General features: G+C 67.7%; 22 protein-coding genes. 14 read left to right on the forward strand and 8 right to left on the reverse strand.

Annotated features, from left to right (window positions below; all coding sequences use genetic code 11):
- Nucleotides 1–32: 32 nt before the first annotated feature.
- The 3 genes from C6570_RS03920 to C6570_RS03930 all read right to left on the reverse strand — a co-directional run bounded on the left by C6570_RS03920 (nucleotide 33) and on the right by C6570_RS03930 (nucleotide 2427).
- Nucleotides 33–758: an IPTL-CTERM sorting domain-containing protein gene (locus C6570_RS03920; RefSeq protein WP_106702053.1), complete on the reverse strand. Its 726-nt coding sequence runs from the start codon at nucleotides 756–758 to the stop codon at nucleotides 33–35.
- Between the two features lie 81 nt (nucleotides 759–839).
- A complete protein-coding gene (locus C6570_RS18110) occupies nucleotides 840–1262 on the reverse strand; it encodes a hypothetical protein (RefSeq protein ID WP_164675453.1) in 423 nt (140 codons plus the stop codon).
- A gap of 118 nt (nucleotides 1263–1380) precedes the next feature.
- Nucleotides 1381–2427 carry a homocysteine S-methyltransferase family protein gene (locus tag C6570_RS03930; RefSeq protein WP_106702055.1) on the reverse strand — a complete coding sequence of 349 codons (1047 nt, stop codon included), beginning with the start codon at nucleotides 2425–2427 and terminating at the stop codon, nucleotides 1381–1383.
- A gap of 138 nt (nucleotides 2428–2565) precedes the next feature.
- Between C6570_RS03930 and C6570_RS03935 the strand changes: the two genes are divergently transcribed.
- The 4 genes from C6570_RS03935 to C6570_RS03950 all read left to right on the forward strand — a co-directional run bounded on the left by C6570_RS03935 (nucleotide 2566) and on the right by C6570_RS03950 (nucleotide 6471).
- Nucleotides 2566–3147, forward strand: a complete 582-nt coding sequence (locus C6570_RS03935; protein ID WP_106702056.1) for a hypothetical protein — start codon at nucleotides 2566–2568, stop codon at nucleotides 3145–3147.
- A gap of 8 nt (nucleotides 3148–3155) precedes the next feature.
- Complete coding sequence (locus C6570_RS03940) at nucleotides 3156–3755, forward strand: hypothetical protein (protein WP_106702057.1); 600 nt, start codon at nucleotides 3156–3158, stop codon at nucleotides 3753–3755.
- Between the two features lie 245 nt (nucleotides 3756–4000).
- Complete coding sequence (locus C6570_RS03945; protein ID WP_106702058.1) at nucleotides 4001–6019, forward strand: RecQ family ATP-dependent DNA helicase; 2019 nt, start codon at nucleotides 4001–4003, stop codon at nucleotides 6017–6019.
- Between the two features lie 98 nt (nucleotides 6020–6117).
- Complete coding sequence (locus tag C6570_RS03950; protein WP_164675484.1) at nucleotides 6118–6471, forward strand: type II toxin-antitoxin system prevent-host-death family antitoxin; 354 nt, start codon at nucleotides 6118–6120, stop codon at nucleotides 6469–6471.
- Between the two features lie 27 nt (nucleotides 6472–6498).
- Here C6570_RS03950 and C6570_RS03955 read toward each other — a convergent pair whose 3' ends face one another.
- Nucleotides 6499–6960 carry a methyltransferase family protein gene (locus tag C6570_RS03955; RefSeq protein ID WP_106702060.1) on the reverse strand — a complete coding sequence of 154 codons (462 nt, stop codon included), beginning with the start codon at nucleotides 6958–6960 and terminating at the stop codon, nucleotides 6499–6501.
- Between the two features lie 264 nt (nucleotides 6961–7224).
- Between C6570_RS03955 and C6570_RS03960 the strand changes: the two genes are divergently transcribed.
- Entirely contained in the window at nucleotides 7225–7860 is a 636-nt protein-coding gene (locus tag C6570_RS03960; RefSeq protein WP_106702061.1) for an ATPase, read from the forward strand.
- Nucleotides 7861–7953: 93 nt separating this feature from the next.
- Here C6570_RS03960 and C6570_RS03965 read toward each other — a convergent pair whose 3' ends face one another.
- A complete protein-coding gene (locus C6570_RS03965) occupies nucleotides 7954–9396 on the reverse strand; it encodes an NAD-dependent succinate-semialdehyde dehydrogenase (protein WP_106702062.1) in 1443 nt (480 codons plus the stop codon).
- A 266-nt stretch (nucleotides 9397–9662) separates the two neighbouring features.
- On the opposite strand from C6570_RS03965, the gene C6570_RS03970 reads away from it, so the two are divergent.
- Nucleotides 9663–11219 carry a Tle-like phospholipase domain-containing protein gene (locus tag C6570_RS03970; protein WP_123812203.1) on the forward strand — a complete coding sequence of 519 codons (1557 nt, stop codon included), beginning with the start codon at nucleotides 9663–9665 and terminating at the stop codon, nucleotides 11217–11219.
- 155 nt (nucleotides 11220–11374) lie between these two features.
- Nucleotides 11375–12040 carry an ankyrin repeat domain-containing protein gene (locus tag C6570_RS03975; RefSeq protein WP_164675485.1) on the forward strand — a complete coding sequence of 222 codons (666 nt, stop codon included), beginning with the start codon at nucleotides 11375–11377 and terminating at the stop codon, nucleotides 12038–12040.
- A gap of 64 nt (nucleotides 12041–12104) precedes the next feature.
- On the opposite strand, the gene C6570_RS03980 is transcribed toward C6570_RS03975, so the two are convergent.
- Complete coding sequence (locus C6570_RS03980) at nucleotides 12105–14438, reverse strand: ATP-binding protein (RefSeq protein WP_106702065.1); 2334 nt, start codon at nucleotides 14436–14438, stop codon at nucleotides 12105–12107.
- A 262-nt stretch (nucleotides 14439–14700) separates the two neighbouring features.
- Here C6570_RS03980 and C6570_RS03985 point away from each other — a divergent pair, with 262 nt between their 5' ends.
- The 3 genes from C6570_RS03985 to C6570_RS03990 all read left to right on the forward strand — a co-directional run bounded on the left by C6570_RS03985 (nucleotide 14701) and on the right by C6570_RS03990 (nucleotide 18832).
- On the forward strand, nucleotides 14701–16332 hold the full coding sequence (locus C6570_RS03985) for a mechanosensitive ion channel (protein WP_245896293.1): 1632 nt from the start codon (nucleotides 14701–14703) through the stop codon (nucleotides 16330–16332).
- Nucleotides 16333–16438: 106 nt separating this feature from the next.
- Entirely contained in the window at nucleotides 16439–16594 is a 156-nt protein-coding gene (locus C6570_RS18115) for a hypothetical protein (RefSeq protein ID WP_164675486.1), read from the forward strand.
- A gap of 330 nt (nucleotides 16595–16924) precedes the next feature.
- On the forward strand, nucleotides 16925–18832 hold the full coding sequence (locus C6570_RS03990) for a phosphoenolpyruvate carboxykinase (GTP) (RefSeq protein WP_106702067.1): 1908 nt from the start codon (nucleotides 16925–16927) through the stop codon (nucleotides 18830–18832).
- A gap of 469 nt (nucleotides 18833–19301) precedes the next feature.
- On the opposite strand, the gene C6570_RS03995 is transcribed toward C6570_RS03990, so the two are convergent.
- Entirely contained in the window at nucleotides 19302–19487 is a 186-nt protein-coding gene (locus tag C6570_RS03995; protein ID WP_106702068.1) for a hypothetical protein, read from the reverse strand.
- A gap of 294 nt (nucleotides 19488–19781) precedes the next feature.
- On the opposite strand from C6570_RS03995, the gene C6570_RS04000 reads away from it, so the two are divergent.
- Together C6570_RS04000 and C6570_RS04005 are read left to right on the forward strand one after the other, a co-directional pair.
- Nucleotides 19782–20669 (forward strand): metallophosphoesterase, encoded by an 888-nt coding sequence (locus C6570_RS04000; protein WP_106704507.1) that lies wholly within the window; start codon nucleotides 19782–19784, stop codon nucleotides 20667–20669.
- Nucleotides 20670–20748: 79 nt separating this feature from the next.
- Nucleotides 20749–21171 carry a universal stress protein gene (locus C6570_RS04005; protein ID WP_106702069.1) on the forward strand — a complete coding sequence of 141 codons (423 nt, stop codon included), beginning with the start codon at nucleotides 20749–20751 and terminating at the stop codon, nucleotides 21169–21171.
- A gap of 341 nt (nucleotides 21172–21512) precedes the next feature.
- Here the strand turns inward: C6570_RS04005 and C6570_RS04010 are convergent, their stop codons facing one another.
- Entirely contained in the window at nucleotides 21513–22307 is a 795-nt protein-coding gene (locus C6570_RS04010) for an alpha/beta fold hydrolase (protein WP_106702070.1), read from the reverse strand.
- Nucleotides 22308–22442: 135 nt separating this feature from the next.
- Here C6570_RS04010 and C6570_RS04015 point away from each other — a divergent pair, with 135 nt between their 5' ends.
- Complete coding sequence (locus tag C6570_RS04015) at nucleotides 22443–22952, forward strand: flavin reductase family protein (protein WP_106704508.1); 510 nt, start codon at nucleotides 22443–22445, stop codon at nucleotides 22950–22952.
- 55 nt (nucleotides 22953–23007) lie between these two features.
- Nucleotides 23008–23913, forward strand: a complete 906-nt coding sequence (locus C6570_RS04020; RefSeq protein WP_106702071.1) for a DMT family transporter — start codon at nucleotides 23008–23010, stop codon at nucleotides 23911–23913.
- The last annotated feature ends 135 nt before the right edge of the window (nucleotides 23914–24048 follow it).

Consider the following 24048-nt stretch of genomic DNA (forward strand, 5'->3'; position numbering starts at 1 on the left):
CCTCGGCGCAGGGGCCGAGGCCTGACGGCTGCTCAGCGGTCGGACAAGGTCTTGCGTCGCTGCCAGGCAAAGCCCGCCACGCCCAGTGCCATCAGCACCAGCGCCCATTCGTTGAGCGTTGGCACCGGGTTGACGGGGCCGGCCGTCACGCGGCTGGTGTAGGTGCAGACGATGTTGGTGCTGGAAGGGCTGACGTTCAGCGTGTACGGAAACGCGGTGCCGGTCAGCGTGGCCGCGGCGCCATTGACCGTGCAGCTCACGGTGGCGGCGTACGTGCTTGCGCCGCCGTAGCTTGGCGCTGGCAGGCTCAAGGAAGTGCCTGTCAGCGGCGCGCGGGTGCCCTGGGTGGTGTTGCCACCCGCCAGCGCGGCGGATGTCAGGCTGGCGCCCCCTGCGGAGACGCTCAGCGTGTCGCCCGCAGTCGCGTCGCTGGGCCATGTGCCGCGCAGCATCACAGACGCCAGGGGCGTGGCCGTGAAAGAACCTGCACCGGCACCGCTGCCGTTCACCACGGCGCCTGCGCCGCCGCCAGTCGCCACCAAACTGGCGTTGGTCACCGCACCGGTGTTGATGTAGCACGATGCGCCTGCGCCGCCGCCTGTCGCCGCGCGGCTGAGGGTGCCATCTAGACCGGAAGTACCTGCAGCGCCGCCTTGGTAGCCGCCGCCGCCGCCGCCGCCAGTGCCGCCATCGGTGTTGGTTGCCGGTTGCGTCGCGCCATCGCCGCCGGAGCCGCCGCAGGTCGCGGCTGCGGTCAAGGCGGCCGCGGCGCCGTTGGTGCCGTTGCCGGCTGGGGTTTGGCCGAGAGAGCCGCCACCGCCACCGCCGCCGCCGCCCGCTTACAGCACCACGGTGCCGTTGATGCTCAACACGCCGCCGCCGCCGCCGCCGCCGCCGGTGCCGCTGCCGCCAATCTGGTTGGCGGTGCCGCCTGCACCGCCGCTGCCAACGCCTGTGCCGCCGGTTCCGCCCAAGACACCACTGCGCGCATCGTTGGCGCCGTTGCCGCCGCCGGCGCCAGTCGTGTCAACCAGGGTTTGACCAGGTTGCACCGCCACCGTCGCGTTGATCAGCGCGCCTGCGCCGCCATTGCCGCCGAGCGCACTTGCGTCCCGCCCACCAGCACCGCCGCCAGCGCCAGCCAAAGACACCGAATAGAAGAAAACGTCGCTGGGAACCGTCAAAGTCCCAGCGCCCGCAGACAAGGAAACAGCAGCACACGCGGCCAGCGCCAAGCGTGAAGGACGAACGCCATACTTCATGAAAACTCCCCCCTGAGTGAACTTAAAAAATTGACGTGCGCATTTTGTCACGCGAATGCGGCGTTCTGGGAAGCGGCCCGGCAGGGCCTGGCGAGTCCGAAAGCCGAAATCCCCCGGATCAGGCGGCGGCGCGGTAGAAGGCGGTCGTCAGCGCGCCGCGCGGCGCCAGCGGGCCGACAGCGTGCGCAATAGCGCCGATGTGCTCGGGCGTGGTGCCGCAGCATCCGCCGACGATGTTGACCAGGCCTTCGGCAGCGAATTCACGCACCAGGCGGCTCGTGACATCGGGCGTTTCGTCAAAGCCCGTTTCGCTCATCGGGTTGGGCAGGCCCGCGTTGGGGTAGCAGCTGATGAAGGTGTCGGGCGCCACCTTGGCCAGCTCCTGGATGTAGGGCTTCATCAGCGCCGCGCCCAGCGCGCAGTTCAGCCCGATCGACAGCGGCTGCGCATGGCGCACGCTGTACCAGAAGGCCGTCACCGTCTGGCCCGACAGCACGCGGCCTGAAGCATCGGTCACGGTGCCGCTGATCATGATCGGCAGGCGCTCGCCGGTTTGCTCAAACGCTTCGTCAATGGCGAACAGCGCGGCCTTGGCGTTCAGCGTGTCGAAGATGGTCTCAACCAGCAGCACGTCCGAGCCGCCTTCGATCAGGGCCAGGGTTTGCTGCAGGTAAGCCGCGCGCAGTTGCTCGAAGTTGACGTTGCGCGCGCCGGGGTCGTTCACATCGGGGCTGATGCTGGCCGTCTTGGGCGTGGGGCCCAGCGCGCCGGCCACGTAGCGCGGCTTGTCGGGCGTGCTGTACTTGTCGCACGCGGCGCGCGCCAGGCGGGCGCTTTGCAGGTTCATCTCGTACGCGAGATCGGCCATGTCGTAGTCGGCCTGGGCGATGGTGGTGGCGCCGAAGGTGTTGGTTTCGACCACGTCCGCGCCCGAGGCCAGGTACTGTTCATGGATGTCGCGGATCACGTCCGGGCGCGTCAGGCTCAGCAGCTCGTTGTTGCCCTTCACGTCGCGGTGAAAATCCTTGAAGCGTTCGCCCCGGTACTGTTCTTCCGTCAGCTTGAAGCGCTGAATCATCGTGCCCATGGCGCCGTCGAGGATGACCAGTCGCTGGCGCAGGATGTCGGGCAGCGCGGCGGCGCGGGTGTAGGCGGGCGGATTCATGGCCCGAATTGTAGGAAAGGCGCGGGCGCGCGTGCGGCCAGCCGCTGCCAAGACCCGCTTCGGGCAAGAGTAGGATGCTCGGCGCTCAATGGTTGACGATCGCGTTTAACGTCACCGCAAACGGAGGGAGCTTCTTTCATGTTATTCAAACAACGCTTGGGTTTCGCCTTTTTGGTGGCCGGTTTGGCCGCCGTATTTCTGTCGGGCTGCGTCGGCCCCGCGCCCAGCTATTCACCGTCGGTCAACAACGTGGAGCGCTTGAAGAAAGCCAATGCCGCGCCAACCAAGTTGGGCGCTTTCGTGCCCAAGGCCGGCATGGAGAACGCCGACGCCATCAGCTTGCGTGCGGCGTCCATGGTGTCGCCGGTCGGCAAGAACTTTGCCGACTACCTGGCCGCGGCCCTGCGCTCCGAACTGGAGCTGGCCAAGCTGTACGACCCGGCTTCTGCGGTGGAGGTGTCGGGCACGCTCTTGCGCAACAACATCAACGCCGGGGGAATCTCGACCAACGACGGCCAGCTGGAGGCGCAGTTCGTGGTCAAGCGCAACGCTGAAGTGCGCTATGACAAGGTCAAGAAGGTCACGCGCCAGTGGGATGGCGCCTTTGCCGGCGCGGTGGCCGTACCGCAGGCGGCCAACAACTACCCGCTGATGGTGCAGCAGCTGCTGGCCGAGCTGTTCGCCGATCCGGAGTTTCTGCAAGCCATCCAAAAGCGTTGAGGTACTTCATGTTTCGCCAAATCACTTTCATTTCCCTGGCCGCAGCCCTGGTCCTGTCGTTGGGCGGGTGTGCCCACCCGATTTCCATGGCGCCCAATCTGGACGCCATTCCAACGGCCGCTGGCAAGTCAACGCCAAGCAAGAAAAAGGTCGGCTTCTACATCGCCGACAGCGCCACCGCGCAGGAAGTCACCACGCCCGGCGGTGGCGGCGACAAAGTGCGCTATTTCCCCTACCGCGATCTGGAGCCTGGGCTGTACAAGGCTCTGGGCACGGTGTTTCGCGACGTGACCAAGATCAAGAACCCGGCCGACGCGGCTGAGATTCGCGCCAGTGGCATCCAACTGCTGATCACGCCGGAAATCACCACCGACTCATCCTCGTCCAGCCCGTTCACCTGGCCACCCACCGCCTTCACGGTGACCCTGGTCTGCCAGATCAAGGACGCGCAGGGCACCACGCTGGACACCGTGCGGGTGGAAGGGCGTGGCGAGGCGGAGTTTTCCGAGTTCAAGTCCAACTTCTCCCTGGCAGCGGCGCGCGCCAGCGACGACGCCTTGGCCAAGCTGATGGCGGCGTTGAGGCGCTCGCGCGCGTTGGCGAAGTAAAGCGGCCTGCGCCGGCCTGCGCCGGCCTGCGCCGGGCGTGGCCCGCCACGGGCCGTCCGTGGCCGGCTTGCCGGCCATCCTGAGCGTGCCAGGATGGCCCTACGCCCGCCCCCAGGCTGCGGGCATCGCACAATTCAGGCTGCCGCGCGGTTGCAACGGCCCATCGCGGCGCAATCTGCCATTGGCTTTGTGGCGCTGATTCACTCAGCGCACGCCGCTACCCCACCAAGAGTTGCCCATTGATGATGTCACCCGCCCTTTCCGTGCTGCACGACGTGTTCGGCTACGAACACTTCCGGGGCCAGCAGGCGGCCATCGTGGACCATGTGGTGGGCGGCGGCGACGCGCTGGTGCTGATGCCCACGGGCGGCGGCAAGTCGCTGTGCTACCAGGTGCCTGCCATCGTGCGCCAGCGCGCGGGCAAGGGGGTGACGCTGGTCATCTCGCCGCTGATCGCGCTGATGCACGACCAGGTCGGGGCGCTGCACGAGGCCGGCGTGGCGGCGGCCTTCCTCAACTCCACCCAGGATTGGCAGCAGACGGAAGAGATCGAGCGCCAGCTGCTGGCTGGCCAGCTGACGCTGCTGTACGCCGCGCCCGAGCGCGTGGCCACGCCGCGCTTTCTGGGCCTGCTGGACACACTGCATGCGCATGGCCAGCTGAGCCTGTTTGCGATTGACGAGGCGCACTGCGTCAGCCAGTGGGGCCACGATTTCCGCCCTGAGTACCGCCAGCTGACGGTGCTGCAAGAGCGCTGGCCCGACGTGCCGCGCATCGCGCTGACGGCCACGGCCGACGCCACCACCCGCGCCGACATCGTCGAGCGGCTGCGGCTGCAAGACGCCGCGCAGTTCGTCAGCAGCTTTGACCGCCCGAACATCCGCTACACCATCGTCGAAAAAACCGATGCGCGGCGCCAGCTGCTGCAGTTCATCCAGCGCGAGCACGATGGCGATGCGGGCATCGTCTACTGCCAGTCGCGCAAGCGCGTGGAAGAGCTGGCGCAGGCGCTGTGCGATGCGGGCATCGACGCGCTGCCCTACCACGCGGGGCTGGACGCGGCGGTGCGCCAGCGCAACCAGGACCGCTTCCTGCGCGAAGACGGGCTGGTGATGTGCGCCACCATCGCCTTCGGCATGGGCATCGACAAGCCCGACGTGCGCTTTGTCGCCCACGTGGACATGCCCAAGAACATCGAGGGCTACTACCAGGAAACCGGCCGCGCCGGCCGCGACGGCGCCCCGGCCGACGCCTGGATGGCCTACGGCCTGGCCGACGTGGTGAACCAGGCCCGCATGATCGACGAAAGCCCGGCGGGCGAAGACTTCAAGCAGGTGATGCGCGGCAAGCTGGATGCGCTGCTGGCCCTGGCCGAAGCCACCGATTGCCGCCGCGCGCGGCTGCTGGCGTATTTTGGCGAGACGATGGTGTCGCGCCCCGCCGCCTCTGGTGATGCCGAAGATTCAAAATTGATAGCTGCCAGCGCTGGTGCAGCGGGCGCTGGAGAGCATTTTCATTCCGAATCCGACGCTTGCGAAGGCGGGGCCGAGCCGCCGCCCGGCCGTCCGAAGGCGGCGAGCGTCCCCTTGGGGAGCGTGGTGGCACGTTGCGGTAATTGCGACAACTGCCTGCACCCGCCCGACACCTGGGACGCCACCGACGCCGCGCGCAAGCTGCTGTCCACCGTCTTTCGCGTGCAGCAGGCCAGCCAGGTCGCTTTTGGCGCGGGGCACATCATGGACATCGTGCGCGGCAAAAGCACCGACAAGGTCGCGCAGTACGGGCACCAGCAGCTCAGCACCTGGGGCATCGGCAGCGACTACAGCGAAGCGCAGCTGCGCGGCGTGCTGCGCCAGTTGATCGCCGTCGGCGCGCTGCACGTGGACGCGCAGGCCTACAACACGCTGCGCCTGCTGGATGCGGCGCGGCCCATCCTCAAGGGCGATCAGCCCGTGCGCCTGCGCGCCGCCAGCGCGAGCACAACCGCGCGCCGCACCGAACGCCGCCGGGGTGCCCCGCCGCCGGCCGCGGCCGACTTGGACACCGCAGGCCAGGCCCGCTTTGCCGCGCTGAAAGCCTGGCGCGCCGAAGTCGCGCGCGAACACAACCTGCCGGCCTTCGTCATCTTTCACGACGCCACGCTGGCCGCCATTGCCGCGGCGGCGCCCACCGCGCTCAGCGGGCTGGAAGGCATCAGCGGCATTGGCGCGGCCAAGCTCGACAAGTACGGGCCGGAGGTGTTGCGGGCCCTCGCTGCGGTGTAGGCCGCCTCACCACGGGGGCTGGCGCAATGGCCGCCCCGGCAGCCAATGGCCAAAAAGGGTATATTGGCCTTTATTCCCTTTTCCTTCGAGGAAACGCCATGTCCGTTGCCCGCCCAACCACGCTGGATGACCTGCCCCGCACCGCCGCTTCGAACGTCAAGAAGCTGGGCTGGCGCGGTGTCATGCGCGAGGTGGGCCGCACCGGCAGCATGGTCGTCACCAACCACGACCGGCCCGAGGCGGTGATCCTCTCGCTGGACGAATACCGCGCGCTGGTGCTGGCGGCCGAGGCGTCGCTGCGCTCATCGCACTCGGCGCTCGATACGCTGCGCCACGACTTCGACGAGCGCCTGGCCGCGCTGACCACGCCCGATGCGGGCGAACGCCTGCGCGACGTGTTCGGCCAAAGCCCCGCGCTGGGCGGCCAGGTGCGTGCAGGCCAGGGCTACTGAGGGCGCTCTATGGCGCGGGCGGGCGCGTCAAATCCAGCGGCGGGTGCGCGCGCAGTAGCGAACGAAGGCGTCGCCAAACTTGCGCCGCAGCACCCGCTCTTCGGGAATGATCTGAAACCAGGTGACGTAGGCCGCAAACACGGCGGGCGCCAGCCACACCTGCCACGCGTCCAGCCGAAGCGCGTAGGCCACCAGCAACAGCAGCAGGCTCAAATACAGCGGATTGCGGCTGAAGCGGAACGGCCCGCCAGTGACCAAATGCGCGGCGCGCATGGGCGAAAACGGGTTGATGGTGGTGCGCGCGCGCGACATGGTCACGAAGGCCGCCAGCGCCATCAGCCCGCTGAGCTGCGCCAGCCCGATGCCCGCCAGCCGGCACAAGTTCGTCGGATCGACGATGCTCGGGTGCGTCAGGGCAAACCACTTCATCGCCGCGCCCAAAAGCAGCGCCACCACGGGCGCGGGCAGTTTGGTTTCGAGAAAGTGCATGGTCGACCCAGTACGGCAATCAACTCGGGGGGGCGGCGCGTCGCGGTCGCCCACGATGCCCGTTGCGGCAGCCCATTGTGACGCCAATGGCGTGGGCCGCAGCGCGCTGGCCTGGTGCCGTTCGACCACGGCTGTCTGCGCTGGCTGGGGCAATGCCGCGTGCGCGCGTACGTTTTCACATCGAACCGAATCGATGAGAATCGCTTCTTTATTGATAGCTGCTGGCGCTGGTGCTGCCTGCGCTAGAGCCACTTTGGATATGCAATGAACCGCCCGGTGATCTACGTGCTGGCCGGCGTCAACGGCGCGGGCAAAAGCTCGGTCGGCGGCCACCTGCTCACCCGCGCTGGACTGGCCTGGTTCAACCCCGACCAGTTCGCGCGCAAGTGGCGCGCCGCCTCGGGCTGCAGCGTGACCGAAGCCAACGCGATCGCCTGGCAAGAGGGCATGCGCCGCCTGGCCGCCGCGTGCGAGCGTGGCCAGTCCTACGCGTTTGAAACCACACTGGGCGGGCGCAGCGTGCCCGCGCGCCTGATCGACGCGGCGCGCACGCACGACGTGCTGGTGTGGTACTGCGGCCTGGCCTCGCCCGAGCTGCACCTGGCGCGCATCCGTGCCCGAGTGGCGGCAGGCGGCCACGACATTCCCGAGGCCAAGGTGCGCGAGCGCTGGGCCGCGTCGGTCAGCAACCTCATCGCGCTGCTGCCGCACCTCAGCCAGGCGCGCCTGTTCGACAACAGCGCCACCGTCGCGCCGGGCGAAGCGGTGCCCGAGCCGACCCACGTGGCCACCTTCGACCAGGGCCGGCTTAAATGGCCCGCGCCCACCGACAGCACGCAACTGGCGCGCACGCCCGACTGGGCCAAGCCCGTGCTGGAGGCGGCTTTGCGCGCGGGTTGATGCCTTAAATCGCGTCGCTGCAGCCGGCGCTGAAGCGCCAAGAAAAAGGCCACCGCTGGGGTGGCCTTGGCGCACGCGAAGGGGTGGCTCAGTTCAGACGCCGACCACCGCCACGGCCTTGGTGTTCAGATACGCCTCCATCGCCTCTGGGCCGCCTTCGGTGCCATAGCCCGAATCCTTGATGCCGCCAAAAGGCAGCTCGGCCGAGGGCAGGGCGGGCTGGTTGATCCAGACCATGCCGGCCTCTACCTTGGTGGAAATCAACTGCACATTCTTGAATGAACGGGTGTACGCGTAGGCGGACAGGCCGTAAGGCAGGCGGTTGGCCTCGGCGATGGCGTCTTCCAGCTTGTCGAACGGGCGAATGCCGGCGATGGGGCCGAAAGGCTCGTTGTTGAACAGATCGGCCTCGGTGGTCAGGTTGGTGATGATGGTGGGGGCGAAGAAGTTGCCCGCATCGCCCACGCGCTCGCCACCGGTCAGCACCTCGGCGCCGCGCTGGCGGGCGTCGTCCACCACGTGCGCCATGGCCGTCAGGCGGCGCGCGTTGGCCAGCGGGCCCAGCGTGGTGCCTTCGGCCAGGCCATCGCCCAGCTTGAGCTTTTGCGTGTAGGCGACGAAGGCCTGGGTGAACTCGGCCACGATGCTGCTGTGCACCAGAAAGCGCGTGGGCGAGATGCAGACCTGCCCGGCGTTGCGGAACTTGGCGGCGCCCGCCGCCTTGACTGCCAGCGCCACGTCGGCGTCTTCCGCCACGATCACGGGGGCGTGCCCGCCCAGCTCCATCGTCACGCGCTTCATGTGCTGGCCGGCCAGCGCAGCCAGTTGCTTGCCCACGGCGGTGGAGCCGGTGAAAGTCACCTTGCGCACCACCGGGTGCGGAATCAGGTAGTTGGAGATTTCGGCCGGGTTGCCAAAGACCAGGCCCACCACGCCCGCGGGCACGCCGGCGTCTACAAAGCACTTCAGCAGCGCCGCCGGCGAAGCGGGCGTTTCCTCCGGCGCCTTGCACAGAAAGGCGCAACCCGCGCCCAGCGCCGCGCCAATCTTGCGCACGATCTGGTTGATGGGAAAGTTCCACGGCGTGAACGCGGCCACCACGCCCACCGGCTCTTTCAGCACCATTTGCATGGCGGCCACGTTGCGGCCCGGCACGATGCGCCCGTACACGCGGCGGCCTTCGTCGGCAAACCATTCGATGATTTCGGCGCCCGCGTTCACCTCCACCCGCGCTTCGGACAGCGGTTTGCCTTGCTCTTGCGTCAACAGGCGGGCGATGTCGTCGGCGCGCTCGCGCAGCAGGGCGGCGGCGCGGCGCATCAGCGCGGCGCGCTCGTACACAGAGGTGTTGCGCCACACCTCAAAGCCCTTTTGCGCGGCGGCCAGGGCGCGGTCCAGGTCGGCCAGGCTGGCGTGGGCGACGGTGCCAATGACTTGGCCCGTGGCGGGGTTCAGCACGTCAATGGTTTTTCCGCCCGTGGCGTCCACCCATTGGTTGTCGATCAGCAGCTGTACGGACGGGTAGGTGGCGGTCATGGCGGGTCCTGAATTCGGTCAATCACAGTTTTGCGAACGTTGCGCTGCAACGCCGCACGAAATTTCGCGCCCTGGCCCACCGCAGCGTGCGGGCTGGATGCACGAACAATCATAGAGGCTCAGCGCCGGCTTCGCCCGGCATGCCGGCGATGGCGCCCAACGCCCCCTAGGAACACTACCAATGGGATCGTTCCCAGCTTTTCCTGGGCGCGCACTCTGCCTAGACTCGCAACCAACGGCTATACGACACCACAGGGAAGGCAGGCATGGTTGGTATCACGGGCTTTGGCGTCGGTGGCGCCCTTAACGCGCGGCGCGTTGCCATGGATCCGCCGGCCAAGCCTGAAGCGGCTGCGGTGGACACCAGCCGAGGGTACCCAGTTGGCAATGGCAGCTTCTCCAGCCAGGTGAGGGGAACCTCTCCGCAGCCCAAGCTGGACCTGCAGTTCGCCCTGATGGCGAACGACGCCTACAGGCTGAACGCCACAGGCCCCACCGGCACCCAGTCCGAGCGTGAATTGGCCGAGGCCGGTTGGACCCGGCTGACTCCGGTGGGCAATGGCTTGGTAGATGCCCAGGGCCACCAGATCCCCATCGCGCCGAACTTATTGCACGACCCGAAGACTGGGTTTGACGCCGCCATCTACCAGAACGAGCAAGGCCAATACGTGGTGGCCTACCGGGGTACCGACAACTGGAGTCCGGGTGAAGGTGGCGATGCCACGGCCAATGGCGGCCAAGGCCTTGGACTGTCTACCAGGCAATACGAGCAGGCCATCAGACTTGCCGAACGCGCGGAAAAAGTTTTCGGAGAGGGTAACGTGGCCATCACCGGCCACTCACTCGGTGGCGGCCTGGCCTCGGCGGCAATGCTGGCTATTGACGCGCCGGGCGCCACGTTCAATGCGGCCGGCCTGAGCGACAACACCTTGCGGTCCTTGGGATTTACCAGCCCCAACGCCATCCGCAGCGAACTGGCCGATAGCGGACAGATTCGGCGCTACAACGTGGAGGGCGAACTGCTCACCGGCCTGCAGCAAGGCGCAGTCTCTGGCATGCCCAATGCCGTGGGCCATGAACTGCGCGTCAGCGACCCGGCAGGCAGGCGCAACCCGATCGACCTACACGGGGGTGGCGGAGATGGTCAGGCATACGTTGAATCGATGCGCCACAACACCGCTCGCCATCCGGGCGAAAGCCTTTTCGCGCAGCCCGGCCGCGAGAAAGGCGCCGAGGCGGTATTCAATGTGCTCGCAGCCACCGGCACCCATCTGTGGGGTCTGGGCAGTGACGCGGCTTCCGGCGTCAAGCAGACGGGCGGTGAGATGGTCGGCGGCCTGCGCGAAGACCTGGGCAACGGCAAGCTCGCACTGGCCGCAGGCCGGGCCACTGGCAGCGGGGTGGATGGCGTTGCCGATACTGCCGGCGCCGTGGTTCACCGTGGCACCGACTTGGCGGGTGACGTAGTCATGGAAGGCAGTACCTGGGTGGGCGGCGTGTTGCGCGACGTGGGGGATAGGGTGGGCTTTGGCAGCGTGGCAGACACCGCCGCCACAGCTATCGAGCGTGGCGGTTACTACGCCAATCAGGGTATCGACAAGGCCGGTGAGGCAGTGGCCCATGTGCTGGATGTCGCAGGCGATGCCGCCCAGCAGGGCTGGAATGCGCTGGGCGCCCGCAGCCAATGGGTTGTGGACCAGGCTGCCTCAGGGGTGGTGTGGTTGGGTGACAAGGCGGTCGAGGGTGCCCAGTGGGTGGGCGATCGGGCCATTGACGCCGGCCGGTGGGCGAACCGCCATCTGAACCCCTTCAACTGGTTCTGAGGAAAATCGGGCTATCGTCTGCCAACGCACCTTTTATGACCGTCACGCCACCCGTCCAGGCAACGCCCTATACGCCCTTGCGCCGGCGTCTGTTGCTGGCGGCCGCATTGACATGGGCATCGGCATTGCCCGCGTGCGGCCAGCAAGGATCCGACATGCAAGAAGACCCTCAGAGCAAAGAGAAATTTGGCTCACCGCAGGCCGCTGCGCTGTACCGCGCCGCTGCGGCGGGCGATCTGGAGCGCGCGCGGCAACTGATCGCCCAAGGGGCGGATCTGAACGCCGCCAATGCGCGGGAAATGACGCTGCTTGAAACGGCCATGCGCGATGGCAACCGCCGCGCCTTTGACAGCCTGCTGGATCTGGGCGCAGACCCGGCCTACCTGGGCACGCACCGAGATACGCCGCTGCACTACGCGACCATCCTGCCCGATCCGAGCTGGCTCAAGGCGCTGCTGGCGCGCGGCGCCTCGACCGAAGTGCACAACAGCATGGGTGACACGCTGCTGTTCTCGGCATTGGGGGCGGACACCGAGCCCCATGTTCAGATCTTGCTCGACGCGGGTGCTGACATTCATGCCCGCAACAACAGCGGCGAAACCCTGCTGCACCAGGCGGCGAGCATCAACAGGTTCGACGACGTGGTTCGCTTTCTCGAGCTGGGTGTGGACCCCACGCTCAAGGACGACATTGGCTACACGTTTCAACACGCGTTCTTCAACACGCCCGAGCGGCTACTGAACCCGCAGGCCAAGGCAGCACGCGCCAAGGTGCGTGCCTGGCTGCGCAGCAGGAACATCCCGCTGGAAGAGCGCCAGTAAACCGGTTGGGGCGCGCTGGTGCGGCACGACCGCCGCAGCGGAGTAGTTCGCCGTTCTTGTCGCGTTAGGGCACGAACCCCATTGAGCGGTGCTCGCGCACTTCGGGCTTGATGCGGTGCTCGGCCTCCAGCTGCTCCAGGAATTCTTCCGCCGAGAACTCTGCCGCCAGGATGTCGGTCTGGCGCTTCACCGCGGCGAAGTCGCCGGGGCACAGTTGCTCTAGTTTCGCTAGCTTCTGGCGCACGTCGCTGCTCATCAAATCGGCATTTCCTTTCAAAGCCTCGGTGATGAACATGCGCTCGCGCTGCTCGGCCGTGAGCGGCTTGAACTTGATCTTGAAGGTAAAACGCCGCAGCGCCGCCTGGTCGATGCGGTCCAGCAAGTTGGTGGTGCAGATGAACACGCCGTCGTGCCGCTCCATCTGCTGCAGCATCTCGTTGACCTCGGTCACTTCGTAGTTTCGCTGCGCACCGCGCCGGTCCATCAGAAAGCTGTCGGCCTCGTCCAGCAGCAGCACGGCCTTTTCCTGCGCGGCTTCCTCGAACATGGCGGCCATGTTCTGCTCAGTCTCGCCCACATACTTGCTGACCAGGTCGCTGGCCTGCTTGACGATCAGCGGCTTGTCCATTTGCTGCGCGATGTATTCGCCCAGTGCCGTTTTGCCGGTGCCGGGCGCGCCGTAGAAGCACAGCGCGCCGTGGCCGCGGCTTTTCAGCGCCTCGACGATGCGCGGAATCTCGAAGCGCGTCTCCACATTCAGCATGCCCAGGTCGTAGGTGGTGACCTGGCGGCGGCCCTTGGCCGCGCTCGCTTCCTTGCGGCCCAGCGCGGCGTCGGAGTTTTTCAGCTGCCGCTCGATCAGCGCCTCAAACGCCTCGCCGCCGGGCGCCTCGCCCACGTGGGCCAAGTCGGCAAAGCGCACCGCTGTGCGGATTTGCGCGGGCGTCAGGCCCTTGCGTTCGGTCAGCTTGGCCACGAATTCGTCGCTGACGCCCACGCCGTCCAGCGACTTGCGCACCAGCTGCTCGCGCGCGCCGGGCGGGGGCGATTTCAGCTCCAGGTGGTAGGCAAAGCGGCGGCGGAAGGCCGGGTCGATCTGTTCGATGCGGTTGGTCACCCAGATGGTGGGCACCGGGTTGCTTTCCAGAATCTGGTTCACCCAGGCCTTGCCGTTGACGCTGTGGCCCACGGCGTTGGCCAGCGATTGCTGCTCGGCGCGCGCCATCAGGCCGGCCGCGTCCACGCTGATGGGCGGGAAGACGTCTTCCACCTCGTCGAACAGCAGCGCCGCTTCTTGAGAGCCCTTCAGGAACACCTGCGCGATCTGCATAGAGCGGTAACGGTCGCGCCCTGACAGGCTGTTGCCGTCGCGGTCGGCGTATTCCACCTCGAACAGGTCCAGCCCGGCCTCGCGCGCGACTACCTTGGCCAGCTCGGTTTTGCCGGTGCCGGGCGGGCCGTACATCAGCACGTTCACGCCCTGCGCCTGCGTGCTTTGCGCCTTGCGCAGCAGGTTGATCAGCACCTGCACGTCGTCGCCGACAAAGCTGAAATCTTCAGCTTTCAAATCGCTCTTGCTGGCCGGGCGGGTGAACACCGCCATCAGCTCGGCGCGGTCGCGGTATTCGCGCATCAGCACCGGAGGCAGCTTTTCGCTGACCTTCATCAGGTCGGCCAGGTCGGTGATGCTGTGCTCGCTGATCAGGTTTTCCACCAGGCCGATGCGTTCCAGCCGCCCGCCGGCGCGCAGCGCCTCGGCCACCTCGGCGCCGGTCACCCCGGCCAGACGGCCAATGGCGTCGTACGCCTCGGGGGCGTTGTTCACCTTGAACTCGACCAGCAGGCTGCGCAAATCGCGCTGGTAGCGGGCCAAGGTGCCGTAGAGCAGCAGCGCCCGCTCAGCCTTGTTGAGTTGCAATAGATTTGATAGCGCGTCGATGTTCTTTTCGACCAGCGTCGATTGCTTCTTGAGCGCGTGCGTCAGCCACTGGCCCGTGCTGTTGAGCAGCGCCAGCAAGTCCTTGGGCGAATCCTTGGCATATTCATCCAGGTAGAAGAACAGCGTGCCTTCTTCATAGGGGCCGCGCCAGACGCCGTGCCGCTCCAGGAATTCGGTGGGCGACAGCGCCTCATGGCCGCGCCAGAAATCGTTGTCCTTGCAGCGGCGCTCCAAAAACTCGCGCACCCGCGCCAGCACGGGTTCGGGCCACATCAGGTGGCGGCCGGCCAGCGACATCAGGCCGTTGATGTCGCGCCGCACGTTGAACTTGGAGCCCTGCTGCGCGGCCAGGGTCAGCACGAAGTGCGAGCACATCAAATCCAGCACCGGGGCGTTGGCCAGCCCGGGCGCTTGAAGCATGCCCGCTTGACCACCCACCGCGATCGACCGTTTCGCCATTGCAAGCCTCCTTGAGAGCAGGGCGCCAGACACACGCACCATAACGTAAACACTGGGGTGCAGGAATACACCCCTTGACCAAGGTGGCGGGCGCAAGTTTCGCGTGCCTGCCAACTATTTGGCGTTTGCGCGCCGTGGTGGGCACCCCTGCGCCAAGTCAAGGCTGGCGACGGCCGGTGGGCAAGGCGAGTTGACGCGCCAGTGCCCAGCGATGATGATGCCCGCAAGCCCAGGAGGGCGTGACGAGCGAGGAACTGAACGTATGAGCGATATGAGCACGATGTGGGGTTCGATGCAGAACACCATGGGCACGCACCTGCCGCAGGTGCTGGGCGCGCTGGCCATCTTCATCATTGGGTGGTTTGTGGCGGCGCTGGTGAAGGCGGGGGCGCGCAAGGCGCTGTCTGCCTTGCGGCTGAACGAGCGCTTTTCCGGCTCGACCGGCCAGCGCGTGGACATCGAGGGCGCGGTCTCGCTGGCGCTGTTCTGGACGGTGATCCTGCTGACCCTGGCGGCCATGTTCAACGCGCTGAACCTGGCGCTGGTGTCGGGCTCGTTCTCGGCGCTGACCACGCAGATGTTCGAGTACGCGCCGCGCCTGCTGGGCGCGCTGCTGCTGTCGCTGCTGGCCTGGCTGGTGGCCACGCTGGTGCGCGGGCTGACGCTGAAGGTGCTGGACCGCACCACGCTGGACGAAAAGCTGTCTGAGCACGCGAACATGTCGCCCATCAGCGAAAGCCTGTCCAACGCGCTGTTCTGGCTGGTCATTCTGCTGTTCGTGCCGGCGATTCTGGGCGCGCTGCAGATGGATGGCCTGCTGGCGCCGCTGCGCGAGATGACCGCCAAGGCGCTGGACATCCTGCCCAACGTGCTGGCTGCGCTGATCATTGGCGGCGTGGGCTGGATCGTGGCCACCGTGCTGCGCAACCTGACCACCAACCTGCTGCGCTCGGCCGGCGCCGACCAGATCGGCAACAAGGCCGGGCTGGCCGACACGGTGCAGATTTCCAGCCTGGCCGGGCTGCTGGTGTTCATCGTCGTGTTCGTGCCCGCGCTGATCGCCGCGCTGGACGCGCTGAAGATCGACGCCATTTCGCGCCCCGCCACCGACATGCTGGCGCTCTTGATGGACGCGGTGCCGCGCATCGTCGCCGCCGGGCTGATTCTGGTGGTGACCTGGATGGTGGCCACCTTCGCCACGCGCATCCTGGCCAGCCTGCTGGCCAGCGTGGGGCTGGACACGCTGCCCGCGCGCCTGGGCATGCAGCACGCCTTCCAGAAGACCAAGCCATCCATCCTGGCGGGCCACATCGCCCTGGTGTTTGCCATGCTGTTCGCGGTGGTGGAGGCGGGCAACCAGCTGGGCTTCAGCCGCTTCAGCGACATGATCATGACTTTTGTCGAGTTTGCCGGCGATGTGCTGCTTGGCTCGGTCATCCTGGTGATCGGCTTCATGCTGGCCAACATCGCCTACGAGGCCATTTCGCGCGCCAGCGGCGAAGGCGGCCGTGGCACCGTAGTGGCGCGGGTGGCGCGGTTTGCCATTCTGGGCATCGTGCTGGCCATGGGCCTGCGCGCCATGGGCATTGCCGACGACATCGTCAACCTGGCCTTCGGCCTGACGCTGGGCGCCGTGGCCGTGGCCTTCGCCCTGGCGTTTGGCCTGGGCGGGCGCGACGCTGCCGGCCGCCTGGCCACGCGTTGGGTAGACCGCCTGACCAAATCCGGCGACACCCCGCCGCCCATGCCCGCCTTCACGCCCGATCCGCTGGCCGACATTCCGGGCGACCCGCTGGTCGATCCGCAAACCCCGCCTGTGGGGCCCGCTGCCGGGCCGGCTGCTGTTCCGCCCGTGGCGCCGCCCGCGCCCACCCAGGGCAACGAGCTGCCCTGACCAGCCGTGCGGCCCGAAGGCGCTACCGGCGCGCTGCGGCGCGGCGGGTGGCGCCGCTCACCGCCGCCGCTAGAATCCACCGCATTCCCCGCAAAAGAGGTTACCCATGTCCGCACCAGCCCATGACGCGCAACCCACCGATACCGAGGTGCAGTACCACGACCCGGTGGAAGACGTGACCAAACACATCCCCGTGGTCGTTCCGCTGGCGGGCGCCATCCTGATGTTTCTGCTGGCCTTCATCGCCGTGAAGATGGCTTGACCGGCGGCCGCTGGTCGGTGGCCTGCGTTTCGATTCTTCAAGTAAAAAAGGCTTCTGGCGCAGGCTGCACCAGCGCTGGCAGCTAGCAAAAGCATAGTAAAGAGCCGCACCCTGAATCAAGGGCTGCGGCTTTTTTACGTCGTTCATCCGCGGCGGGCGCGGGTTTCATAAAATCGTCACCTTGCGCGGGCAAGCCGCGCGGCGGCCAGCGCGCGTTTCGGTACGGCGCGCCGGCCCTTCCAGGCGCCATCAGAGCGCTGTCCAGTCGTCTTTCCCAAGCCGCCCGCCCGGCTCTTCGGAAAGACGATTTCATACTTAGGAGCACATCCCATGAATGCACCGGTGACCCCCGGGTTGATCAAGGACCTGAACACCCCGTCCTACGTCCAGAACGCGCAACTGATCGCCTGGGTGGGCGACATGGTGGCGCTCTGCAAGCCCGACCATGTCTACTGGTGCGACGGCAGCGACGCCGAATACCAGCGCCTGTGCCAGCAGCTGGTGGATGCCGGCACGTTCAAGAAGCTGAACCCGGCCAAGCGCCCAGGTTCGTTCCTGGCCTGCTCCGACCCGTCCGACGTGGCCCGCGTGGAAGACCGCACCTTCATCTGCAGCGAAAAGCAGGAAGACGCCGGCCCCACCAACAACTGGACGCCCCCGGGCGAGATGCGCGAAAAGCTGCAGCCGCTGTTTGACGGCTGCATGCGCGGGCGCACGATGTACGTCATCCCCTTCAGCATGGGCCCGCTGGGCAGCCCCATCGCCCACATCGGTGTTGAGCTTTCCGACAGCGCCTACGTGGCCGTCAACATGAAGCTGATGACGCGCATGGGCAAGGGCGCCATCGAGGTGCTGGGCGACGACGGCGAATTCGTGCCCTGCGTGCACACCGTGGGCGCGCCGCTGGCTGAGGGCCAGAAGGACCAGACCAGCTGGCCGTGCAACCCCGACGTGAAGTACATCGTCCACTACCCCGAGACGCGCGAGATCTGGTCGTACGGCTCGGGCTACGGCGGCAACGCGCTGCTGGGCAAGAAATGCTTTGCGCTGCGTATCGCTTCGAACATGGGCCGCGCGGCCTCGCAGGGGCCCTCTGGTAGCCCGGGCTGGCTGGCCGAGCACATGCTCATCCTGGGCGTGAGCAGCCCCGAGGGCAAGAAATACCATGTGGCCGCCGCGTTCCCCAGCGCCTGCGGCAAGACCAACTTCTCGATGCTGGTGCCGCCCAAGGCCTTCGAGGGCTGGAAGGTCACCACCATCGGCGATGACATCGCCTGGATCAAGCCCCACGCCGATGGCCGCCTGTACGCCATCAACCCCGAAGCGGGTTACTTCGGCGTGGCGCCGGGCACCAACATGCTGACCAACCCCAATTGCATGGCCAGCCTGCATGAGAACGTGATCTTCACCAACGTCGCCCTGACCGACGACGGCGACGTGTGGTGGGAAGGCATGGAAAAAGACCAGGGCGGCTTGCCGGCGCACCTGATCGACTGGCAAGGCAAGGACTGGACGCCCGCAGACGGCCAGGCCGGCCGCAAGGCAGCGCACCCCAACGCGCGCTTCACCGTAGCCGCCACCAACAACCCGGCGCTGGACCCAGCCTGGGACGACCCGGCGGGCGTGGCCATCGACGCGTTCATCTTTGGCGGGCGCCGCTCCACCACCGTGCCGCTGGTGACCGAGGCGCGCGACTGGACCGAAGGCGTCTACATGGCCGCCACCATGGGCAGCGAAACCACCGCCGCCGCCTTTGGCGCGCAAGGTGTGGTGCGCCGCGACCCGTTCGCCATGCTGCCCTTCTGCGGCTACAACATGGCCGACTACTTTGGCCACTGGCTGCAGATGGGCGAAAAACTGCGTGCCGCGGGCGCCAAGCTGCCGGCCATCTACTGCGTGAACTGGTTCCGCAAAGACGCTGAAGGCAAGTTCGTGTGGCCCGGCTACGGCGAAAACATGCGCGTGCTGAAGTGGATCGTCGACCGCGCTGAAAACCGCGCGCAAGGCCGCGCCACCATGTTCGGCGTGGCGCCCACCTACGCCGAAATCAACTGGAACGGCCTGGACTTCAGCCCCGAGCAGTTCGCCACCGTCACCAGCATCGACCCGCACGCCTGGGCCGACGAATTCCACCTGCACGACGAGCTGTTCGCCCAACTGGCGCAAGGCATGCCGGAGCAGCTGGTCAAGACCAAGGAAGCGATGGAAAAGCGCGTGAACGAAGTGGCCGACGCCTGAGCGAAGACCACCCGGGCGCGGCCGCCGCAAGGCAAGCGCCGCGCCGATCCCGGCCCCGCCAGCGCGGGGCTTTTTGCTGCCTGTTAGCCACCGCGCAGGCCAGTTCTAGCGCCCGAACACGCCCCGCGCAGGCTGGCTGTGCGGAATAGGCAGTGACTCAGCGCCTGTTGAGCGTGGTGAGGCCACGAGCGCACAGGCAAGCCCATCCGCAAACACGGCTGCTCGCAGGGGAAGGTGCCATGCGCCTGGGGCAACCCAGGACATTGGGACGCGGCGCAACAACAGCCCCGCAGCAACGACCCCACCGTCGCGCCCGGCGATACCGGGCGAGTCAGCGAGAACGACAAACGCTGCCCTGATTCAGGACAGCGCGTGCTTAGAGGAGGGTGCTGCCGGGCCCAGCCGGCTGGCGAAGCGCCGCGGGCACGCGGCGCTGGGGCTCAGGAGAAAAGGTGGCGAGCGCGTTGGCTCAGCGCACCACGCCCAGGTAGGCCATGGCTGCGCTGCGCAGCTCGGCAGCGCGGCGGGGGTCGGTGCCCACGCTGGCTTCGGCGGTTTCCATCAGTTGCGAAGGCACGCCGTTCGCCACTTTGGTGGATTGCAGGGGGCCGTTGGCGGCGGGGGCCAGGGCGCGTTGGATCAGTCGGATCAACATGACAAAGTGCGGGTTGCCCGATTGGTTGGCCGGGTCCGCTAGGTGAAGGCTTGTAGCCGATGCCCTGGATTGTAGGCCGGCACCCTGAAAACCCCTAGGGTAAACCCTAGGGTTGCCACTCCAAAGCGTGCAAAGCTGCAGCGCCCCTCAGCCAAACGCGGCTTTCGCGTTGCTTACAAGCCACAAATCAGCCGCTTGGTGCGCTTCGGGCCGTTGCCATCGGCGCGCGCGGCCGGCGTGCCACAAGCCGACCAGAATGGCGGCCTGACACCCATCCCGGCGAAGATGCAGCCTATGAAGATTCAGCTTTTGTCCGATCTGCACCTCGAATCCAACCCCGGCTTCGTGCCCACGCCCGCGCCCGATGCCGACGTGCTGGTGCTGGCGGGCGACATCGGCTCGTACCAGCGCGGCTCGGCGCTAGCAGCGCGCGGCATCGCCGATTTCGGCCTGGCGCCCTTCGCCCGGCGCGCCGACGGCACGGGCTGGCCGGTGCCCGTGGTCTTTGTACCGGGCAACCACGAGTACGACGCGCTGGATTTCGACGCCACCCACGCCCGCCTGCGTGAGACGGCCGAGCGGCTGGGCATGGTCTGGCTGGAGCGCGAAACCCACACCTTTGCCGGCCACGGCGTGCGGCTGATCGGCACCACGCTGTGGGCCGACTTTGACGCGCTGGCCCCGCGCGGCCCCGGCGCCAGCCTGACGGCGCAGCTCACCGCGCGCGACAAAGCCTTTCGCGCCGCCAACCACTACCTGCGCAGCGCCGCCACCACGCGCGGCGGCCAGCTGTTTTTGGCCGAGCAGATGCGCGAACAGGCGCTGGTGTGCCAGGACTGGCTGCGCGCCGCGCTGGCCACGCCGTTTGACGGCGCCACCGTGGCCGTCACCCACTTTGCCCCCAGCCTGCGCAGCGCCGACCCGCGCTACGGCCTCACGCCCGGCACCGCCGGCTTTTGCAACGCGCTGGACGATCTGCTGCCCCAGGCCGACCTGTGGCTGCACGGCCACCTGCACTGCGCGCTGGACTACCGCGTGGGCCGCTGCCGCGTGGTGGCCAACCCGCTGGGCTACGCCGGCAAGGGCGAGCAGGCCGCCTTCCTGCCCACATTGACGGTGCCCGTGGCGCGCGCGGCGGACGACAGCGCCCCGGCCAGCCATGCGGCAGGCAGCGCGGCTTGATCCTGCGCAGGGGCGCGCGGCGGGCGCCGCTTAGACTTGTGGGGCTACATCCCCCATTTCCATTCACTGAGGAGCGCGCATGAAAGTCCTACTCGCCGTTGACGGCAGCACCTACACCAAGAAGATGTTGGCCTACCTGACCACGCACGAGGACTTTCTGGCCGCCGGCACCGAATTCACCGCCCTCACGGTGATGCCCGCGCTGCCCGCCCGCGCGCGCGCCGCCGTCGGCAAGGAGGCGGTGGACAGCTACTACTCCGAAGAGGCGGCCAAGGTGCTGGAGCCGGTGCAGAAGTACCTGTCGCGCCACGGCATCACGCCCAAGACCGTCATCAAGGTGGGCCAGGCGGGCGAAACCATCGCCAAGGTGGCCGATGCGGGCAAGTTCGACCTGCTGATGATGGGCTCGCACGGCAACAGCGCGCTGGGCAACCTGGTGATGGGCTCGGTCGCCACCCGCGTGCTCGCCGGCTGCAAGGTGCCGGTGATGTTGGTGCGCTGAGCGCGCCGCCGCATCGGGGCCCGGCTCTGGGCCGCCTTAACCAGCCTGGCACACGCCAGGTTTTTTTATGGGTCAAATCGGCCTCTGGCGCAGGTGGCGCCAGCACTGGCAGCTATCAATTGAATAGTATTTGCTTGCTGCGAGCCCGCGGGCTGAGATACCCAGTCAAAACGCCCTCTGGCGCCCGTCCAGCCAGCGCTGGCAGCTATGATTTTCGCAGTGATCCGAGCGCCGGAGTGCGCGGGGTAGATGGCGGTGCTACGCGCTAGGCGCCCGCCTGACCCCGGCCACCTGAGCGGCTTCGGCGCGGCTTAGTTCAGCCTGTTACAGCCGGGGGCGGCTCAGTGCGGCCGCATCTTGGCCGTGCGCAGAAAGTGGATCAGCGCCTCGTCGAACGCGTCGGGCTGCTCCAGGTGCGGCAGGTGCCCGGCGCCGGGCAGCGTGAGCAGTTGCGCGGCGGGAATCGCCTGCGCCATGGCGGCCAGCGTGTCGGGCGGCGCCACGCGGTCTTGCTCGCCCGCCACCAGCAGCGTGGGCGCGGCGATCTGGCCCAGCGCCGCGCGGCGGTCGAAGCCGCGCATGGCTTCCAGTGCGCGCCGCCACGTCGCCGCGTGCACCTGCGACTGGCAAAAGCGCGCCAGCTGCACGCCTTCGGGCAGCGCCGCGGGGCCCACCAGCTGGGGCACCAGCGCGTCGGCCACGGCGAGCATGTCGCGGCCCTCGTCCAGCCAGCGCAGCCCTTCACCGATGACGTGGTCATAGTTGTCGCCCGGCTGCACGGCGGGTGCTGTGGCCACCAGCACCAACTGGTGCACCAGATCGGGGCGGCGCACGGCCACTTCCTGCGCCAGCATGCCGCCCATGCCGTGGCCGACCAGGGCCACGCTGCGGCGCGGCGCCTCGCCCATCAGTACCTCGATCAGGTGGGCGCAGCTGGCGGCCAGGCCCATGAAGCTGTAGGGCTCCACCGGCACGCTCTGGCCGTAGCCGGGCATGCTCCAGGCCACGCCGCGAAACCCCAGGCTGGCCAACGCCTCGACCTGCGGCGCGAACGATCGAAAACTGCCGCCCGAGCCATGCAGCAGCACCACCGTGGGGCCATGGCCAAGCATCGAGAACGTGGGTAGAACGGGCATGGGCCTATCCTAATCGGCGGGGCTGGACGGCGTGCCATGTGCGGCCCGCGCCGCGCGCCACAGGCCGCATCTCCCTGGCGACCGTGGCGGCACTGCGCCGTCGCTATGATCGACGGCTGCCTTCGCGCGTACCCCATGCTTGCACCCACGCCCCCTCTTTTGTCCGAACCCGGCTCGCGCCAATTCCGCAGCGCCATGGGCATGTTCGCGACCGGCGTGGCCATCGTCACCGTGCGCACGGCGACGGGCGAAGTGGCGGGCCTGACGGTGAATTCATTCAACTCGGTGTCCATGCACCCGCCGCTGATCGTGTGGAGCCTGGCGTGCCGCTCGCACGCGGTGCCGGCCTTCAGCGCGGCCACGCACTACGCCATCAACGTGCTGCCGGCCGACCAGCATGCGCTGGCGCTGCGCTTTGCCTCGTCCACGGGCGACCGCTGGCAGGGCGTGGATTGGCAGCCCGGCCTGGGCGGCGCGCCGCTGCTGGCGGGCGCGCTGGCGCAGTTCGAATGCGCCAACCAGCACCACCAGCTGGAGGGCGATCACCTGCTCTTCATCGGCCGGGTGGAGCGCTGCGTGCACCGCAGCGACGCCGCGCCGCTGGTGTTTCACGGCGGCAAGTTCTTCACCGAGCCGCTGGCGTGACCGACTGGGCCGCGCCAAGCCTTGCGCGCCCGCCCGCGCTGGCGAAGGCCGCGCCGTGAACGTCCGCCGCGAGCACCTGGACTCGCGCGCCGCCGCCATCCTGTTGCTGTGCTGCCTGTTCTGGGGCGTGCAGCAGGTGCTGGTCAAGGCCACGCTGCCGGAGCTGGCGCCGATCTTCCAGGCAGGCGTGCGCTTTGTGGGCGCCACGCTGCTGCTGGGCCTGTGGTGCGCGTGGCGGGGCGTGCGTTTGTTTCAGCGCGACGGCAGCCTGGCGCCCGGCCTGCTGGCGGGTGGATTGTTCGCCCTGGAATTCGCGGCCATGTTTCTGGGCTTGCAGTACACCACCGCATCGCGCCTGACGGTGTTTCTCTACACCTCGCCCTTCTGGGTGGCGCTGGTGGTGCCGCTGCTGGTGCCCACCGAGCGCCTGCGCCCCGTGCAATGGGTGGGGCTGGCCTGCGCTTTTGCGGGCGTGGCCTTTGCGCTGCGCGAGGGCTTCACCCAGGGCGGCGCGGGGCTGACCTGGCAGGGCGACGTGCTGGGGCTGATCGGCGGCGCGATGTGGGGGCTGACCACGGTGACGATCCGGGCCACGAAGCTGTCGCAGCTCACGCCCGAGAAAACGCTGTTCTACCAGGTGGCCGTGTCGGCGGTGGTGCTGCCGCTGCTGTCGCTGGCGCTGGGCGAGCGGTGGAACTGGCAGTGGTCGGCTTTTGCCGCCACGTCGATGGCGTTGCAGACGGTGGTGGGCGCCTTCATCAGCTACCTGGTGTGGATGTGGCTGCTGGCGCACTACCCGGCCACGCGCGTGTCGGCTTTCGTGTTTCTCACGCCGCTGTTCGCGCTGGGCGCGGGCGCGGGGTGGCTGCACGAGCCGATCACCACCAGCCTGCTGGCCGCGCTGGCGCTGGTGGCGGCGGGCATCGTGCTGGTCAACCGGCGCGCACCGGCGCGGGCCTGAATCGCCCCGGCCGGGCAGCGCCACCCGGCACTCAACTGCACTACGATTGCAAAAACCGCCCGGCACCCCCATTTAGGCCGGATTGGGCGGCCCGCAGGGCCTTTTCTACTGCAGACGCCAACACCGCACGCATCC

Origin of the sequence: Ottowia oryzae, from assembly GCF_003008535.1 — a bacterium.
GTDB classification, from domain to species: Bacteria; Pseudomonadota; Gammaproteobacteria; order Burkholderiales; family Burkholderiaceae_C; genus Ottowia; species Ottowia oryzae.

Coding starts and splice junctions, on each gene's coding strand:
- C6570_RS03995 (WP_106702068.1), bottom strand. CDS start 19,487: ATGTTGATCCGACTGATCCAACGCGCCCTGGCCCCCGCCGCCAACGGC.
- C6570_RS03975 (WP_164675485.1), top strand. CDS start 11,375: ATGCAAGAAGACCCTCAGAGCAAAGAGAAATTTGGCTCACCGCAGGCC.
- C6570_RS03985 (WP_245896293.1), top strand. CDS start 14,701: ATGAGCGATATGAGCACGATGTGGGGTTCGATGCAGAACACCATGGGC.
- C6570_RS03945 (WP_106702058.1), top strand. CDS start 4,001: ATGTCACCCGCCCTTTCCGTGCTGCACGACGTGTTCGGCTACGAACAC.
- C6570_RS03935 (WP_106702056.1), top strand. CDS start 2,566: ATGTTATTCAAACAACGCTTGGGTTTCGCCTTTTTGGTGGCCGGTTTG.
- C6570_RS04015 (WP_106704508.1), top strand. CDS start 22,443: ATGCTTGCACCCACGCCCCCTCTTTTGTCCGAACCCGGCTCGCGCCAA.
- C6570_RS03930 (WP_106702055.1), bottom strand. CDS start 2,427: ATGAATCCGCCCGCCTACACCCGCGCCGCCGCGCTGCCCGACATCCTG.
- C6570_RS03960 (WP_106702061.1), top strand. CDS start 7,225: ATGAACCGCCCGGTGATCTACGTGCTGGCCGGCGTCAACGGCGCGGGC.
- C6570_RS03990 (WP_106702067.1), top strand. CDS start 16,925: ATGAATGCACCGGTGACCCCCGGGTTGATCAAGGACCTGAACACCCCG.
- C6570_RS04000 (WP_106704507.1), top strand. CDS start 19,782: ATGAAGATTCAGCTTTTGTCCGATCTGCACCTCGAATCCAACCCCGGC.
- C6570_RS18115 (WP_164675486.1), top strand. CDS start 16,439: ATGTCCGCACCAGCCCATGACGCGCAACCCACCGATACCGAGGTGCAG.
- C6570_RS03950 (WP_164675484.1), top strand. CDS start 6,118: ATGTCCGTTGCCCGCCCAACCACGCTGGATGACCTGCCCCGCACCGCC.
- C6570_RS04005 (WP_106702069.1), top strand. CDS start 20,749: ATGAAAGTCCTACTCGCCGTTGACGGCAGCACCTACACCAAGAAGATG.
- C6570_RS03965 (WP_106702062.1), bottom strand. CDS start 9,396: ATGACCGCCACCTACCCGTCCGTACAGCTGCTGATCGACAACCAATGG.
- C6570_RS03955 (WP_106702060.1), bottom strand. CDS start 6,960: ATGCACTTTCTCGAAACCAAACTGCCCGCGCCCGTGGTGGCGCTGCTT.
- C6570_RS04010 (WP_106702070.1), bottom strand. CDS start 22,307: ATGCCCGTTCTACCCACGTTCTCGATGCTTGGCCATGGCCCCACGGTG.
- C6570_RS03970 (WP_123812203.1), top strand. CDS start 9,663: ATGGTTGGTATCACGGGCTTTGGCGTCGGTGGCGCCCTTAACGCGCGG.
- C6570_RS18110 (WP_164675453.1), bottom strand. CDS start 1,262: ATGAAGTATGGCGTTCGTCCTTCACGCTTGGCGCTGGCCGCGTGTGCT.
- C6570_RS03980 (WP_106702065.1), bottom strand. CDS start 14,438: ATGGCGAAACGGTCGATCGCGGTGGGTGGTCAAGCGGGCATGCTTCAA.
- C6570_RS03940 (WP_106702057.1), top strand. CDS start 3,156: ATGTTTCGCCAAATCACTTTCATTTCCCTGGCCGCAGCCCTGGTCCTG.